This is a genomic window from Pseudomonas sp. (assembly GCF_030147005.1).
Taxonomy (GTDB): Bacteria; Pseudomonadota; Gammaproteobacteria; order Pseudomonadales; family Pseudomonadaceae; genus Aquipseudomonas.
In genome coordinates, this window is record NZ_JASLAW010000015.1 from 1 (window position 1) to 15,126 (window position 15,126).

At 58.1% G+C, this 15,126-nt stretch carries 15 protein-coding genes and 1 pseudogene; 11 read left to right on the forward strand and 5 right to left on the reverse strand.

Annotated elements, in window-relative coordinates; genetic code table 11:
- From Q1V60_RS00855 to Q1V60_RS00870, 4 genes are all read left to right on the forward strand, one after another.
- The coding region (locus Q1V60_RS00855; protein ID WP_122798530.1) for a ribonucleotide-diphosphate reductase subunit beta at nt 1–770 on the forward strand (770 nt) is incomplete at its 5' end.
- A gap of 317 nt (nt 771–1,087) precedes the next feature.
- The gene (locus Q1V60_RS00860; protein WP_300626782.1) at nt 1,088–1,663 is read left to right on the forward strand and encodes a Bro-N domain-containing protein; all 576 of its coding nucleotides are present in this window, start codon (nt 1,088–1,090) and stop codon (nt 1,661–1,663) included.
- A 99-nt stretch (nt 1,664–1,762) separates the two neighbouring features.
- On the forward strand, nt 1,763–2,476 hold the full coding sequence (locus tag Q1V60_RS00865; RefSeq protein ID WP_300626783.1) for an HNH endonuclease: 714 nt from the start codon (nt 1,763–1,765) through the stop codon (nt 2,474–2,476).
- 72 nt (nt 2,477–2,548) lie between these two features.
- Nucleotides 2,549–3,196 carry an HAD-IB family hydrolase gene (locus tag Q1V60_RS00870; RefSeq protein ID WP_300626784.1) on the forward strand — a complete coding sequence of 216 codons (648 nt, stop codon included), beginning with the start codon at nt 2,549–2,551 and terminating at the stop codon, nt 3,194–3,196.
- Nucleotides 3,197–3,288: 92 nt separating this feature from the next.
- Here Q1V60_RS00870 and Q1V60_RS00875 read toward each other — a convergent pair whose 3' ends face one another.
- Nucleotides 3,289–4,248 carry a LysR family transcriptional regulator gene (locus tag Q1V60_RS00875; RefSeq protein WP_300626785.1) on the reverse strand — a complete coding sequence of 320 codons (960 nt, stop codon included), beginning with the start codon at nt 4,246–4,248 and terminating at the stop codon, nt 3,289–3,291.
- Nucleotides 4,249–4,440: 192 nt separating this feature from the next.
- On the opposite strand from Q1V60_RS00875, the gene argH reads away from it, so the two are divergent.
- The 7 genes and pseudogenes from argH to Q1V60_RS00910 all read left to right on the forward strand — a co-directional run bounded on the left by argH (nt 4,441) and on the right by Q1V60_RS00910 (nt 11,326).
- Nucleotides 4,441–5,868, forward strand: coding sequence for an argininosuccinate lyase (gene argH, locus Q1V60_RS00880; protein WP_300626786.1), 1,428 nt, complete (start codon nt 4,441–4,443; stop codon nt 5,866–5,868).
- A 118-nt stretch (nt 5,869–5,986) separates the two neighbouring features.
- Nucleotides 5,987–6,865: an amino acid ABC transporter permease gene (locus Q1V60_RS00885; protein WP_300626787.1), complete on the forward strand. Its 879-nt coding sequence runs from the start codon at nt 5,987–5,989 to the stop codon at nt 6,863–6,865.
- A gap of 24 nt (nt 6,866–6,889) precedes the next feature.
- Entirely contained in the window at nt 6,890–7,654 is a 765-nt protein-coding gene (locus Q1V60_RS00890) for an amino acid ABC transporter ATP-binding protein (RefSeq protein WP_065875413.1), read from the forward strand.
- Between the two features lie 25 nt (nt 7,655–7,679).
- Nucleotides 7,680–8,501, forward strand: a complete 822-nt coding sequence (locus Q1V60_RS00895; RefSeq protein ID WP_300626788.1) for an ABC transporter substrate-binding protein — start codon at nt 7,680–7,682, stop codon at nt 8,499–8,501.
- A gap of 106 nt (nt 8,502–8,607) precedes the next feature.
- On the forward strand, nt 8,608–9,798 hold the full coding sequence (locus Q1V60_RS00900) for an MFS transporter (RefSeq protein WP_300626789.1): 1,191 nt from the start codon (nt 8,608–8,610) through the stop codon (nt 9,796–9,798).
- A gap of 92 nt (nt 9,799–9,890) precedes the next feature.
- Nucleotides 9,891–10,839 (forward strand): annotated as a pseudogene (locus tag Q1V60_RS00905) (hypothetical protein).
- 106 nt (nt 10,840–10,945) lie between these two features.
- On the forward strand, nt 10,946–11,326 hold the full coding sequence (locus tag Q1V60_RS00910) for a helix-turn-helix transcriptional regulator (RefSeq protein WP_300626790.1): 381 nt from the start codon (nt 10,946–10,948) through the stop codon (nt 11,324–11,326).
- Here the strand turns inward: Q1V60_RS00910 and Q1V60_RS00915 are convergent.
- The 4 genes from Q1V60_RS00915 to Q1V60_RS00930 form a co-directional block, all read right to left on the reverse strand.
- The gene (locus tag Q1V60_RS00915; RefSeq protein WP_300626791.1) at nt 11,256–11,813 is read right to left on the reverse strand and encodes an AAA family ATPase; all 558 of its coding nucleotides are present in this window, start codon (nt 11,811–11,813) and stop codon (nt 11,256–11,258) included. The two genes, Q1V60_RS00910 and Q1V60_RS00915, sit on opposite strands and share 71 nt — an antisense overlap.
- A gap of 134 nt (nt 11,814–11,947) precedes the next feature.
- Nucleotides 11,948–13,393: an amidase family protein gene (locus tag Q1V60_RS00920; protein WP_300626792.1), complete on the reverse strand. Its 1,446-nt coding sequence runs from the start codon at nt 13,391–13,393 to the stop codon at nt 11,948–11,950.
- 199 nt (nt 13,394–13,592) lie between these two features.
- Nucleotides 13,593–14,330: a hypothetical protein gene (locus Q1V60_RS00925; protein WP_300626793.1), complete on the reverse strand. Its 738-nt coding sequence runs from the start codon at nt 14,328–14,330 to the stop codon at nt 13,593–13,595.
- A 107-nt stretch (nt 14,331–14,437) separates the two neighbouring features.
- Nucleotides 14,438–15,126: MBL fold metallo-hydrolase (locus Q1V60_RS00930; RefSeq protein ID WP_300626794.1), on the reverse strand; the 689-nt coding region annotated here is incomplete at its 5' end.

A 15,126-nucleotide genomic window follows, 5' to 3' on the forward strand; every position in this document is an offset into this window, starting at 1 on the left:
CCAACAACCTGGTGCTGGCCGTATACCGCCTGATCACCAACCCGGAGTGCCGCCAGTACATCCTGCGCCAGGCCTTCGAAGAAGCGATCCACACCCACGCCTACCAGTACTGCATCGAATCGTTGGCCATGGATGAAGGCGAGATCTTCAACATGTACCACGAGATTCCATCGGTGGCCAAAAAGGCAGCCTGGGGCCTCAAATACACCCGCTCCATCTCCGATCCGAAGTTCGAAACCGGCACCGTCGACACCGACAAGGAACTGCTGCGCAACCTGGTCGCCTACTACTGCGTATTGGAAGGCATCTTCTTCTACTGCGGCTTCACCCAAATCCTGTCCATGGGCCGCCGCAACAAAATGACCGGCGTGGCCGAACAGTTCCAGTACATCCTGCGCGATGAGTCGATGCACTTGAACTTCGGTATCGATGTGATCAACCAGATCAAAATCGAAAACCCGCACTTGTGGGATGCCGAGATGAAGGAAGAAGCGACCCAGATGATTCTGCAGGGGACGCAGCTGGAGATTGAATACGCGCGCGACACCATGCCCCGCGGTGTTCTCGGCATGAATGCGGCGATGATGGAGGATTACCTCAAGTTCATCGCGAATCGTCGTTTGTCGCAGATTGGTTTGAAGGAAGAGTATCCAGGGACGACCAATCCGTTCCCGTGGATGAGCGAGATTATGGACTTGAAGAAAGAGAAGAACTTCTTCGAGACTCGTGTGATCGAGTATCAAACTGGCGGTGCGTTGAGCTGGGATTGATTCCTGAGTCAAGCAACACTAAAAAGCCCTGACTTGTTCAGGGCTTTTTTATGCCCAATGGATTGAACAGGACCCTTCCTACAAGCGGATCATCCCAGGACCGGTTGATACGAATATTGATGCCACCTAGGCTCATCCGCCGGTGCCTAAGAAACGCCCAACGTAGAAGCAAGCCACAATCACACAGTAAAAATCCCGCTCGACCTCAGTCATGCGGAATTGATGCTGTAATGAGGCTTAGTCGGTTGGGATTTCTTAAAACCGAACTCTCTACGCTGGGATGTGGCCATTCAGCAATCATGTAGAGGTCATAAGGAATGTCCAATCAACATCTGTTCAACTTGCCGGCGACCAAATTAGCGGCATCTGAACCATTAACCGCCGTCGTCTTCACTCGCCACAGTCTTCATTTACATACTCTTCTCCTGGAAAACCAACCCTGGTTTTGCGCCCGCGATCTTGGGCGTTTAATGGGTTGGCATTTGGATGAGCGAACGACTCGCAAACTCGATGAAGATCAAAAGAAAACCTTAAAACTAATATTCCACGGCCAACCGGAAGAAATGTTGATGATCAGTGAGTCCGGCGCCTATGCGCTGCTGGTCTATCACTACATACCGGGAAACCGTCTATTACGTAGCTGGCTGACCCATGAAGTCGTTCCGACATTGCGTGATCAACGCCAAACGCGATCAATGGAGCGGCCGTTATTGAGCATGCTGGATTGGCCGGAGATGTCGTTGAACCTGCTGCATTGGCAGGATGAGGGCTGGATACGTCTTCGAGACATGCCGTGTTTGTTGGTAAACAGGACCTATCAAAACGAGTTAGGGAGGGCGCCGTGGTGGCGGAAGCTCGTACAACCTTTCCGTATCAAGCAGCGATTTTGTTAACGCCGGCGACGGCCGGCTCCTACCAGCTCGTAGGAAATTTCGTAGACGCCATAATGGCTACTCAGTATCGTCCGAGGGTTTTCTACCCTCGGCGGCTGTATGGACATTACGAAAGACAAAACGGATTGGAGCGACGCGGAGCTGGCAGCGGCGGTTGAGGCTTACCTAAAGATGTTGGCATGTGAACAGAGCAGCCAACCTTTCAACAAAGCCCTGGAAAACCGACTTCTGCGCGAAGGCCCGGTGGCAGGCCGTGCGAAGGGCTCCGTCGAATTCCGCATGCAAAATATTTCCACCGTACTTGTCCGTATGGGTCGGGAACGCATTGAGGGCTATAAGCCAGCCAAAAATGTAGGTTCGGGCGTAGAACAACGCATACGCCACGCCCTCGCCGCACAAGGCGTGTTCGAATCCGACGATGCTGCCCAAACCGCCGATGAACAGACGCTTATCCGCCGCGCGTCCAAATTGCAGCAGCAAGCTTTCCTAAAAAGACCGGACGGCATTGCCCAACCGCAGAAAGTATCCACCGTCAGCACGGCCTTCGTTCGCGATCCCAAAGTACGCGCCTGGGTACTCAAGCAAGCCAACGGCATTTGTGAAGGCTGCGGCTCTAACGCGCCTTTCGAGGTCGACGGCCAGCCATTTCTTGAAGTACACCACGTCAAGCACCTGGCCCAGAAGGGTTCGGATCGCATCACCAATGCTGTAGCCTTGTGCCCCAATTGCCATCAGCGTTGTCACCGGTCGAGCGACCGGGAAGTCTTTACCGAAGCGCTTTACGCCAAAATCGGAAGATTGGCACGGGAGTAGACTCCTGCTGTCACACCTGATGCACATTCAAAAAATACTAGATAGGACCGAGGCCAACCCGTGAACCCAGACATGCTCGAAGCCGGCCCCGCTGACGCCAAAGTACTTTCCGTCTTTGACTTCGACGGCACCCTCACCCACCACGACAGTTTCGTGCCCTTCCTCAAGTTTGCCTTTGGCACTGGCGCGTTTTACGGCCGGATGGTGAAGCTGGCCGTGCCGGGGCTGCGCTTTTTGGTGCGGCAGATCAGCCGGGATGAGTTGAAGGCGCAGTTGATCCGCACCTTTATGACCGGGGTGGAGAAGACGTGGGTGCAGCAGAAGGCCGAGGAGTATTGCCAGCGCAATTGGGCACGGTTGATGCGCCCGGCCGGGGTGTTGTCGGTGGAGCAGGAGTTGGGCTCGGGGGCGGTGGTGACGCTGTGTTCGGCGTCGCCGGCGTTGGTGTTGCAGCCGTTTGCCGATCGGCTCGGGATCAAGTTGATCGGGACTGAGCTTGAGGTGGTGGACGGGGTGCTGACCGGTAAGCTCACGGGGAATAATTGCCGTTGTGAGAACAAGGTGCTGCGGCTTGAGGCGGTGTATGGGGACCTGGGGGAGTATCGGCTCAGGGCCTGGGGCGATACGCGCGGGGATCGCGAGCTGCTGGCGGCGGCGCAGGACGCGCATTTTCGGCATTTTCATGCGAAGAAGAAAAGACGGGCCCGGTTGCAGGGGTGATGCGGATAAGTGGGATCGGCTGGAACACAGCGTCGATCCCTTCGCAGCCTCGCTGGGGCTCGACAGCTCCCACATTTGATCTTTAGCGAGGCTTAGATTGGGGCCTTGAGGTCTACGCCCAGGGCTGCGGCGAAGGCTTTCACCATCGGGCTTCTTGGCGCGTTGTGGCGCAGGATCAGGTTCAATTCAGTGCTCAGGTGAACTTGCTCCGGGCACAGTGCGCGCAAGCGCCCTTCCCTTACCAACGGCGTGGCGTAATGCTCGGGCAGGAAGCCGAGGAAGCGGCCGGTGAGGATCAGGATGGCGACGGCTTCGACCTGGGAGGCTGACGCGGACTGGCTGTCGTAGTGGACGAAGTTGGGCTTGTCGCGGTGGATGGCGTAGCGATGGTTGACCACTTCGTATTGGCGCAGCTCGTCCGGGGTGATGTCGCTCGCGGTAAATAGCGGATGCCCTACGGCGCAGTAGGCGTGGGCCTTTTCTTCGTACAGGGGGAAGTAGTCGAATTCTTCGCGGCGTTGGTACACGGGGACGATGCCGACGATCAGCCGGCCTTCGACGACGCCGCGCTCAACTTCGTCCAATTGCGAGGCATGCAGGCGCAATCTGATTTTTGGCGATTGGCTATGTAAGTTGCCTAACGCGGTAATCAACGGGGAATTAACGTCGGACACGGTGTTATCAATAACGCCCACACTAAGGTCGCCAATCAGTTCGTTTTGCGCCGAACTAAGCTTGTCGCGAAAACTGTCCACCGAGGTAAATAACTCGATGGACGCTTGATACACCAACTTGCCTTCTTCGGTCAGCCCGAAGCCTTCGCGGCCCCGTGTGCACAGGCGCATGCCGATGCGAATTTCGAGGTCCGAGATCTGTTTGCTGATGGCCGCCAGGCCCACATTCAGCTCGTTTTGCGCGGCACTGAAACCGCCGGCCTCGACCACGGCCATAAATACCCGCAACAATTTGAAGTCCAGCCCGCTCAGTTGCAGCGGCGGCCTTGTGCCGGGTTTTGGTGGCAGGTTTCCAGAAGTGGAAAGTGGGGTTTCCATAATGCGCGTTGACCTCAAGTGCCATATTCAACAGGCTTGAACCCAATCCTTGAATATAGCCAGGCGGCGATAATGAACATAAACATCCGCCCTTGGCAACCTTGAATACGACGCGCCAGACGCCGGTTCTACCTCGCTGATTTTTTGTGTTACTGCCTCCGACTCTTCTAAAAACAAGCGTGAGGAATACCCATGTCCCAGCCCACCGACCGCCTTTGGGGCGCTCGCTTCAAGACCGGCCCGTCTGCCGCATTGGCGGCGTTGTCGCGCTGCCCTGAGCGTTATTTTCGCCTCACGCCCTACGACTTGGCCGGCTCCCGCGCCCACGCCCGTGAACTGCAGCGCGCCGGCTTGCTGGATGAGTCGGAGACGCTGCGCACGCTGGAAGCCCTGGACCGTATCGGCGATGACTTTGCCGCCGGGCGCTTGCATCCGACTCTGGATGACGAAGACGTGCACACCTTTATCGAACGCGTATTGACCGAGCGCCTCGGCGCCCTGGGCGGCAAGTTGCGCGCCGGGCGTTCGCGCAATGACCAGACAGCCAATGATCTGCGCCTGTTCCTGCGCGACCATGCGCGCACCATCGCCACCGAGGTGTTGGGGTTGCAGCAGGCGTTGGTCGAGCAGGCCGAGCAGCATGTGCAGAGCATTTGCCCAGGCTTTACCCATTTGCAGCAGGCGCAACCGATAGTGTTCGCCCATCATTTGCTCGCGCACGCTCAGTCGATGCTGCGCGATGTGCAGCGCCTGGTGGATTGGGATGTGCGTACGGCGTTGTCGCCCCTGGGTGCAGCGGCCATGGCGGGTTCGGCGATTGCGCGCCAGCCGGAGCATTCGGCCAAGGAAATGGGCTACACCGGGCCGTGCGAAAACTCTATCGATGCCGTAGCCAGCCGTGACCATGTGGCGGAGTTTCTGTTTGTGGCGGGCATGCTCGGGGTGAATATTTCGCGGCTGTCGGAAGAGTTTTGCCTGTGGTCGTCGCGCCAGTTTCGCTGGGTGGTGTTGGACGATGCCTACGCTACCGGTAGCTCGATCATGCCGCAGAAAAAGAACCCGGACATTGCCGAACTGGCGCGGGGCAAGGCTGGGCGATTGATCGGCAACCTCACCGGGTTGATGTCGACGCTCAAGTCGTTGCCGCTGTCGTACAACCGCGATTTGAGTGAAGACAAGCACAGTGTGTTGGACAGCGTGGACACCTTGCTGCTGGTGTTGCCGGCGATGGCCGGGATGGTGGCGACCATGAAGGTGCAGGTGGACGAACTACGGCGCCAGGCGCCGATGGGCTTTACCTTGGCGACCGAGGTGGCGGACTGGTTGGCCACGCGGGGCGTGCCGTTCAAGGAGGCGCATGAGATTACCGGCGCGTTGGTTCAAGCCTGTGAAAAACATGAGATTGAATTGTGGGAAGCCTCGCCGGCGATGTTGGCGGAAGTGGATACACGGCTGCTGCCTGAGGTGCGCGATTGCTTGACCCTGGAAGCGGCGATTGCAGCGCGCAGTGGCTGGGGTGGGACCGCGCCGGAGCGGGTGAAGGAGCAGATTGGGCGGTTGAAGGTGGCGTTGGCTGAGCAGCGCAAGTGGGCTGAGGGATATCAGGGGTTCAGGATTTAGCCTGGGGAGATGTGTAGGGTCTGGGCTGGCGCTTTCGCAGGCAAGCCAGCTCCCGCATTTGACCGTGTTTTGACCGTTGGACCGAGTACTGCAGTAGTCGTTTTTTTGGAGAATCACCATGAACCAAACCCCGGCCGAGCGCTTGGAGATAGAGCGCAAGTTGTCCGAGAACCAGTTCGATATCACGCAATACGAGCATGTGCCGCGTCGCTATTACGGGCGGATGTTTTTTGCCACGTTGATTGTGATTGCGTTGGCGGCGCTGTTGCGTGCGTTTGCCAATGGTCAGATCGAATGGTCCTACATCGGGCAGTTCCTCACGTCCGAGGCCATTCTTTGGGGCCTGGCCAATACCATCATTATGTCGATCCTGGCGATGGCGCTGGGCGTGGTGATCGGGGTGATCACAGCGATCATGCGCATGTCGGCCAACCCGATTCTGCGCTATGTGGCGATCACCTACACCTGGCTGTTTCGCGGCACGCCGCTGATTTTGCAGTTGCTGCTGTGGTTCAACCTGGCGCTGATTTTTCCGGTGATCGCGATTCCGGGCCTGTTCAGCATCGACACCGTCAACCTGATGACGCCGTTCGTGGCCGCCCTGCTCGGCCTGAGTATCAACCAGGGTGCCTACACCGCCGAAGTGGTGCGTGCCGGCTTGTTGTCGGTGGACACCGGGCAGTACGAAGCCGCCAAGTCCATCGGCATGCCAAGCTTGCAGGCGCTGCGTAGGATCATTCTTCCGCAGGCGATGCGGGTGATCATTCCGCCCGTAGGCAACGAGTTCATCAGCATGGTGAAAATGACCAGCCTGGCCAGCGTGATCCAGTACTCGGAGCTGCTGCACAACGCACAAAACATCTACTACGCCAACGCCCGAGTGATGGAGCTGCTGATTGTGGCCGGCATCTGGTACCTGGCGGTGGTGACGGTTCTTTCATTTGGTCAAAGCCGCCTTGAGCGTCGTTTTGCCCGCGGCGCCGGCAAGCGTTCGTAAGTTTGGGTTGAGGAGAGTTGCCCCATGAGAAGCATCGTCAAGGCCGTCAACCTGAACAAGTATTACGACGAGTATCACGCGCTGCGCGATATCAATATCGAGGTCGAGCAAGGCGAGGTCATGTGCATTATCGGGCCATCCGGCTCGGGTAAAAGCACCCTGCTGCGCTGCGTCAACCAACTGGAAAAAATCGACAAGGGCGGCCTGTGGGTCGACGGCGAACTGGTGGGGTACCGCGTCGTCGGCAACAAGCTGCATGAGATGAATGAATCGCAGATCGCCCGCCAGCGCCTGGCCACCGGCATGGTGTTTCAACGCTTCAATTTGTTCCCGCACATGACCGTGTTGCAGAACATCATCGAAGGCCCCTGCCAGGTGCTCAAGCGCTCGCCCAAGGAAGCCATCGAAGATGCGTTGGAGCTGCTGGCCCGCGTGGGTTTGGCGGACAAGCGCAATGCCTACCCGGTGGAATTGTCCGGCGGCCAGCAACAGCGTGTGGCCATTGCGCGCGCGCTGGCGATGCGCCCCAAGCTGATGTTGTTTGACGAACCCACGTCAGCCCTCGACCCGGAGCTGGTAGGCGAAGTGCTGTCGGTGATGCGCGATTTGGCCACCACCGGCATGACCATGATCGTGGTCACCCATGAACTGGGCTTCGCCCGCGAAGTGTCCAACCGTATGGTGTTTATGGATGCCGGCCAGATTGTGGAAGCCGGCAGCCCGGAAGAAATTCTAATAAGCCCACAAAACCCGCGTACCCAAAGCTTTATTTCTGCCGTTCGCACTTAACTAAAAAACTAACGAGAACGCCCCCATGAAAACATTGTTTATCCCCTCCTTGCTCGCCGGCCTGATGGCTTCCAGCTGTGTGTTCGCCGCCTTGCCGCAAGCCATCAAGGACAAGGGCGAGATCAGCGCGGCCATCGTGCCGAACTACCCGCCGATGGACTTCAAGGACCCGGCCACCAACAAGCTCACCGGGTTTGACTATGACTTGGGCAACGCATTGGCCGAGCGCCTGGGTGTGAAGATCAAGTGGCAGGAAACCGGCTTCGAGCAGATGCTCAGCGGCCTGACCACCAAGCGCGTCGACATTGTGCTGTCGGGCATGAGCGACACCGCTGAGCGTCAGAAGTCGGTGACCTTCGTCGACTACTTCACCAGCGGCCCGCAGTTGTACACCCTGGCCAAGCGTGAAGAGCTCAAGGAATTGACTGACCTGTGCGGTAAAAAAGTCGGCACCAGCCGTCGTACCACCTGGCCGTCGGAAATCGCCGCGTGGAGCAAGGAACACTGCGAGGCGGCCGGTAAGCCGGCGATCGTGGTGATCGGCACCGAAGGCTCGGCCGATGCGCGGGCGCAGTTGCAGCAGAACCGCCTCGATGCGGCGATGCAGGGCAGCGAGACGATTCCTTATTTGATGTCGCTGGACAAGGGCAAGTACAAGCCGGTCGGGTTGGCGATTTCCAAGCAGTTCACGGGGCTGGGGATCGAGAAAAGCAACACGGAGTTGGTCACCGCGATCAGCGAGGCGTTGCAGGGCATGATTGATGATGGGACCTACGGCAAGATCCTGAAGAAGTGGGATCTGGAGCAAGGCGCAGTTGAAAAAATCAGCATCAACGCCGGCCAGTAAAAACCGCAAAACCCCGTGGGAGCTGGCTGGCCGGCTCCCACCTTGGGTCTGTGTTCTCATTCCGATTGTGTTGGCTTAAAGATATAACAAGGACCCTCACCGCGCCGTGGCCACCTACTCCCTGGTAATTCGCCGCCTGTTGATCTGCTCGGTGACCATCGTGGTCAGCCGGTCGATGACCAGCCCGCTGCTGGCCCTCTGGCTGAGCACTCGCCTGGGCCTCAACCAGCAGGACATCGGCCTGCTGATGGGCGTTGCCGTGTTTATCGCCACGTTGCTCGGCTTGTACGGCGGCTACATCATCGACCGCCTGGAAAAGCGCAAGCTGCTGATCCTGGCCATGCTCTCCAGCGCCATCGGTTTTCTGTTGCTGACGTTCGCCAGCAACCTTTACCTCACCACCTTGACCCTGGTGATTACCGAAGCCGCGTCGGCGCTGTTCTTGATCGGTTCCAAAGCGATCATCAGTGAAAACCTGCCGGTGGGCGAGCGTGCCAAAGTATTCTCCCTGCGCTACACCCTGACCAATGTCGGCTACGCCACCGGCCCCATGCTTGGCGTGGTGATCGCCGGCCAACTGCCCTGGGCGCCATTCCTGATCGCCAGCGCCATTGCCTTTGGCAGCCTGTTCCTGATGATCGGCATTGCGCCGACCGCACGGGACGCCTGTCATAAACCGCAAAGTTTTTTCAGCACCCTGCGGACCTTGCGCAGCGACCGCACGCTGATCCTGTTCACCAGCGGCAGTTTGTTGAGCACCATTGTCCACGGGCGCTACACCCTGTATCTGTCGCAGTTTTTGCTGGTGGCCTACAAGCCTGCGGCAGCGCTGAAGATTTTATCTGCGGTACTGGCCTGCAACGCCATCACCGTGATTTTGTTGCAGTACCAGATTGGCCGTTTTCTCAAACGCGAGCAGTTACGCCACTGGATCGTGCTGGGCACCTTGCTGTTCATTTTGGGGTTGATGGGGTTCAGCCTGGCGGACAGTCTGGTCAGCTGGTGCCTGGCGATGTTCGTGTTCACCTTGGGCGAGATGATCATCTACCCTGCGGAGTTCCTGTTTATCGACACCATCGCCCCCGACACTTTGCGGGGCAGTTACTACGGCGCGCAAAACCTGGCGGCGTTTGGCGGGGCGATGAGCCCGGTGATATGCGGTTACCTGCTGATCAACGCGGCGCCGGCCAGCATGTTTTATGCCCTGGCGGCTCTGACGGCCGTCGGGGGGAGCCTGTGTTTCATAAGTGGGCGGCGTATGGTTGGCAACCTGCCCTCACCACGACCAAAAAACTAGTGGGGGAGCGGGCAAGCCGCTTCCATATTTGATCTTTGTCACCCCTGGTTTTTGCGTAATATCCAGCTATACACCTCACGGACCCGAGCCCCATGAAATTCGATACGGCCTACAGCCTGAGTCTCGATGACAAGCTGTCTATCTATGACGTACGAGACCTGAATTTCGACGAAACCACCGATTTCGATTCGGACAGAGACCGCTTTCTCTGCCCTAACGATGCCTGCCGTGCGGCGTTCGATGGGGGCAACACCCTGAGCACTTTCAACGCGAAAAACGTCAACTATCAACGCACCCCGCATTTCAAGAACAAGGCCAGCACCCCAGCATATCGAGGGTTGCCGCTACGCCAGCACGCACAAGAGTGCGAGCAGTGAAAGTGACGACGAGCGCGAGGATAATTTCCCGTCGGAGTTTGTGCTCACGCGGCGGCAATACGAACGTAAGAGCCCTCCGGCAGGCAGCGAGAACGTTGCCCTGCGAGAACAAACGAAAGTTACTGCGAATCACACCTCCACATCCCACGGCAGCGACGACGCCACCCCAGACAAAACCAGCGTGTTCGCCCACCCGGTGGAATGCTACGTGTCGAATATCGATGACAAGGACAAGCTCAAATCAATGCCGTTGAAAATCGGCGGGCACACCGCGACGTACTGGGCGTTTTTCAAGAAAATCGAATACCTGCAAGACAACAAGGGCCTGATTTACTGGGGCAGGATCAAGGCCATCAAGGACTACACCAGCAGCTTTCGCATCGACTTCGAAAAGAAGGTATGGCTCGACAAAAAGCCCTACTCCGTGAACGTCTACCTGAGCAAAAAACTTCTTGAGAACTACCGCAAGCGCACGGCATTCCTGGAGCAAATCAAGGCAGCGGCAGGCAGCGAACGGCCGTTGTATTGCTTTTTCTATGGCGTGACGCCGGAACTCAAGCACGTGCCGAGCAAGAAAAACCCCGAGCAGACGTTCGGGGTCTTCAGCGCCAATATCGAAAACCTGGATCACCTGATCATTCGGGAGGCGCCAGGGCTGGAGTAAAAACGAGCTGAAACGCCGGCGATTGTCATGAATTGATGAGTGGTAGAAACAACTGTATAAAAACACAGTATAGTTGTGCCTCCCCTGTCGAACCTGGAGAAATCCCATGTCCTCTCTGGCAATGAGCTCTTTCGTAGAACAGCAGATCGTCCTTCATCAATTCACTGCCAAACACTGCGCCCAGGCCCGCGTCATGTTGGGCTGGAGCCGCGAAGAACTGGCCCGCCAGGCCGGCGTGGCGGTGCAAGCCATCCAACAATTGGAGAGCCACGGCGACGTGGCTGATGAAACTCGGCTGGCCCTGGCGTTCTGCCTGGAAGCGCAAGGGCTGGTGTTTTTCCCGGGGTTTGCACCGGGATGGGGGATGAGCAAACGCCGGTTCGACACCGTATCGGCCGAACCCGCGACACCGGGCATCATTTCTCGTTTGCTGGGCTCACCTGCTGCATCAATTGATGCATCAACGCCTCAACCGAATGGTGCGTAGCGTCCAGCCTGATCAGCGGGCAGCTCAAGGGTTTCAACCAGCTTTCATGCCGACGCAAACTACGCAGGCTGTGGTTGCCGTCGTCGTAACGCGCGGCCCAGGCAAGAAATGCGGCACTGTTTACATGGCGGCTGCCGCCTTCAAGTATCCGGTCGCCGTAGCGTTGCGCTTCTCGCAGGCGCAGGCGGTGCAGCCGGACGTCAGGGTCCAGGCGCAGGAAGACCACATGGGTGAACAGCGGGATCATGGCGTCCCCCCATCCGCACAGTGAGCCGGACAGCACCCAGCTTTCATGGCGGGCGGTGTGTTCTTGCAGCAGGCGGATGCGCTCTTCCTTGGGTCGGGCCACTGAGAACGGCTCCGGGGTTTGCTGCCAGTAATAGAAGTCCGAGTCGAAGAAGGCCACATCCAGGCGTTCGGCCAACGCCCTGCCCAAGGTGGTCGTACCGACGCCGGCAGCGCCCAGGATATGAATTCTGTAGGCCATGGCTTTCTCCCATGACAGTGAATGTGAACCGCGTCGGCACTAGGCCGCAATGGCTCAACGCTACACATTATTTGTGGGTTTGCGGTACAGAAACAACCTCTGCCCTACGCCGTTGAGCAGAGGTTGGATCACGTTTAAACGTTGTCTACAGGTACTGCGCCATCTGCCATGACGGGTGCTGGCGTAAAGGGAGTGCCCGGAAGGAATGCCGGCTCTTTAATCGCCTGCGTCGCTTGTTCGTAAACATAGGCAGCCGAGAGCAATGTGGCCTCGCTGTTGGCCGCCCCGTAAACGTAAAGGGCCGTTGGCATGCCCTCATCGTCCATGCCAGACGGAACGGACATGCCTGGGTAACCTGCCGCAGCGCTGAAGAAATAGTTGTTGGAGAGGAAATTCGACACCATGGCGTCGAGCTTGTGCTCTTTCATCGGGTCATCGATGGTTTTCTGGAAAACCGGGATGATGGCCTCCCACAGCTTGTCGCGCTGTTGCTGAGTCGTCTCCAGGCCATTGATAAGCTCCAGCAGGTGCTGGTCTGGCTCACCAGGCTGCTGGTGACGCTTGTTGAAAGCAATCAGCTCCGTAAGCGATTTGACAGGCAAGCCTTCGCGCCCGGCAAGGTACTCTTCGAGCTGATGCTTGACGTCTGAGAACAACGCTTCGTTGTAATCGGAGTAGGTTTCTTCAGCGACGCCATCCTCCAGTGTGCCCACGGGTACCAGGAGCGCGCCTTGAGACCTCAACACTTCAAGCGCATCGGTGTAATGCTTCCTGTCCGCCCGCTTCGCGGGGTCTTTGGCATCCTCCACGGACAATTCAGGCACAGGCGTGTAGCCGATTCGCTTACCTTTCAAGGCGTCGGACCGCAGCCCCTCGGTGTAGACACTGGTCTCGGTCATTGCATTGAGCGCTTCTGCCGCATCGCAGACATTGCGCGTGAATGTGCCGATCGTGTCCATGCGTGAACTGGTCATCACGCCCTCGTTACTCACCAGGCCCACGGAGGTTTTCAAGCCAAAAACGCCGTTGTAGGCCGCAGGGGTAATGATCGATCCGCTGGTTTCCACACCCAATGCCAACGGCACATGCCCCTGGGCAACCGCCACCGCAGAACCTGAACTCGAGCCTGCTACCGTGCCTCCCAGACGATGCGGGTTGAGCGTCTGGCCACCTCGTGAGCTCCAGCCATCCACCGGTAATTCAGAGCGGAAGTTGGACAGTTCGCTCATGTTGGTTTTACCGACCACCACCACCCCTGCCTTCAGCAGTTTGTCCACGACCGCAGCATTCTTAGTGGCGGCCTTCCCCACCAGCGCCTTGGAGCCAGCGCTTGTCTGCATACGGTTCTTGGTTTCGAATACATCCTTGAGCGCGATGGGAACGCCATGCAAATACCCGCGCACATGGCCTTTTCTACGTTCCAGATCTCGTTCCCTGGCTTCGTTGAGCGCATCCGGATTGGTTTCTATGAACGCGTTGCCGCCCTGCAGCCCGCGATCGATGTTGGCAATTTGTCTGAACGCGTCCTTCACCAGCGACTCTGAAGTGACCCCGCCGCCACTGGCCATCTCGCCGGACATTTGACAGGCACCCTTGAAGCCCTGCGGCTGATTTGAGAGCGCTTGTATCAGGCCTGTCGTCCACCCACCTGCTAAAACTGATCCGATCATCAAAAACCCCTGTAACTGACTGAATGAGAGCTATCGGCCGATAACTCAACACGAGTCTAAGAGGCTGTTGCGGCACCTCCATGCAAGCTAATCCGACTGCCCGGTATGATTATTCCGCACCCGTTGTAAGCCCGCCGGGCGATATGAGCTGGCGGTGAGTTCGCAGCAGAACGCTCACGCGATCAGCCGCCCAGCGGGCACCGTAGAACCAGAGCGTGGTGCCGTCTTCCAGTGCCTGACAGGCGTTGGGGTAGCCATGTTTGCAAGCGGCATGAAACGCCGCACTTTGATCGCCTGACACCAAGGCATCCAAACGATGGCTGGCCACCAATTCATCGATGGCCTTGCCGGATTCAAGTGGGTCGTGCGTACGTTGAGCGCCCACGGCCACTAACCGCACCCCTGCCTGGCGCAGCGTGGCGAAAACTCGGTGCAGGGTTGCGCTCTGGTCCGTGGGTTCACTATGACCATCGTGTACGTAGCGGCTGACGTAGCCGATGCGCCACCCAGCCAGCACAGGGGCGGCACTGAAAGCGCTGTTGTTATGCACCAGAGGCACTTCAACCATCACAGGTTCGGTGGGGTCGATACCACTGACGGCAATCAGTGATAAAGCGGGATCTCGCGTGGGTTTTATCGTAGGGATCAGGGCGTTATAGCCGGGTATGAGCACCGCCCCTTCGGCGCGTCCGGCACCGAAGACGATAGCACCCTGGCTGGCGTTATCGGTTCGCGCCCGGGTGGCGGTTGAAGCGCCAGGATCGACCAAATCCCCTGGCGAGGCGTGCGGCGGCCCTGAGAAGCAGGGTATGCCCGATCGCCATAGTTTCTTGCAGTCTTCGCTCATTACAACGTATCCCCGAAATTAACTTTGCGCGGGATCATCGCACTCCTTTCCGACGTTTGTCGCAGAGGTGAAACACGCTGAAAACACCTTTTCCACAGGCGATTTACTTAACCTGCTACGTGTTCCTTTGCCTCATGAGTCTCTACGTCCAACCACCACGCATGCCCTCGTTCGGGCTGGTTGAGCCTGAACGCCTGCCCCATCGCTGGCGTGGTGATCGACACATTGCGCTCCCAGGCCAGCGCCATGATGCGGTCGAACGGCTCGTGCCAGGCGTGAAACGCCAGGTCGAACGTGCCGTTGTGAATCGGTAGCAGCCAACGGCCCTTGAGGTCGATATGCGCCTGCAATGTCTGCTCCGGCTGCATATGCACATGAGGCCAGTCGACGTTGTAGGCACCGGTTTCCATCAGGGTCAGGTCGAACGGGCCGTATTGCTCGCCGATCCGTTTGAAACCGTCGAAATAACCGGTGTCGCCACTGAAAAAGATCCGCCGCGCGTCATCGATCATCACCCAGGAACACCACAGGGTCTGGTTGCCGTCAAACAGGCCACGCCCGGAAAAGTGCTGCGCAGGCGTTGCAACAAAACGGATGCCATCGACCTCGGTGCCCTGCCACCAGTCCAGTTGCCGCACTTTACCGGCGTCCACGCCCCATTTGACCAGCGTGTCGCCTACCCCTAAAGGCGCAAGAAAGCACCGCGTCTTCTCGGCCAATTGGATGACAGCCGTGCGGTCGAGGTGGTCGTAGTGATTGTGGGAAAGGATCACCGCTTCCAACGGCGGCAAGTCTT

Excerpts from the sequence above, each read along its gene's own strand:
- Q1V60_RS00860 (WP_300626782.1), top strand. The coding sequence starts at position 1,088 with ATGTCCAATCAACATCTGTTCAACTTGCCGGCGACCAAATTAGCGGCA.
- Q1V60_RS00865 (WP_300626783.1), top strand. The coding sequence starts at position 1,763 with ATGGACATTACGAAAGACAAAACGGATTGGAGCGACGCGGAGCTGGCA.
- Q1V60_RS00870 (WP_300626784.1), top strand. The coding sequence starts at position 2,549 with ATGCTCGAAGCCGGCCCCGCTGACGCCAAAGTACTTTCCGTCTTTGAC.
- Q1V60_RS00875 (WP_300626785.1), bottom strand. The coding sequence starts at position 4,248 with ATGGAAACCCCACTTTCCACTTCTGGAAACCTGCCACCAAAACCCGGC.
- argH (WP_300626786.1), top strand. The coding sequence starts at position 4,441 with ATGTCCCAGCCCACCGACCGCCTTTGGGGCGCTCGCTTCAAGACCGGC.
- Q1V60_RS00885 (WP_300626787.1), top strand. The coding sequence starts at position 5,987 with ATGAACCAAACCCCGGCCGAGCGCTTGGAGATAGAGCGCAAGTTGTCC.
- Q1V60_RS00890 (WP_065875413.1), top strand. The coding sequence starts at position 6,890 with ATGAGAAGCATCGTCAAGGCCGTCAACCTGAACAAGTATTACGACGAG.
- Q1V60_RS00895 (WP_300626788.1), top strand. The coding sequence starts at position 7,680 with ATGAAAACATTGTTTATCCCCTCCTTGCTCGCCGGCCTGATGGCTTCC.
- Q1V60_RS00910 (WP_300626790.1), top strand. The coding sequence starts at position 10,946 with ATGTCCTCTCTGGCAATGAGCTCTTTCGTAGAACAGCAGATCGTCCTT.
- Q1V60_RS00915 (WP_300626791.1), bottom strand. The coding sequence starts at position 11,813 with ATGGCCTACAGAATTCATATCCTGGGCGCTGCCGGCGTCGGTACGACC.
- Q1V60_RS00920 (WP_300626792.1), bottom strand. The coding sequence starts at position 13,393 with ATGTCCGGCGAGATGGCCAGTGGCGGCGGGGTCACTTCAGAGTCGCTG.
- Q1V60_RS00925 (WP_300626793.1), bottom strand. The coding sequence starts at position 14,330 with ATGAGCGAAGACTGCAAGAAACTATGGCGATCGGGCATACCCTGCTTC.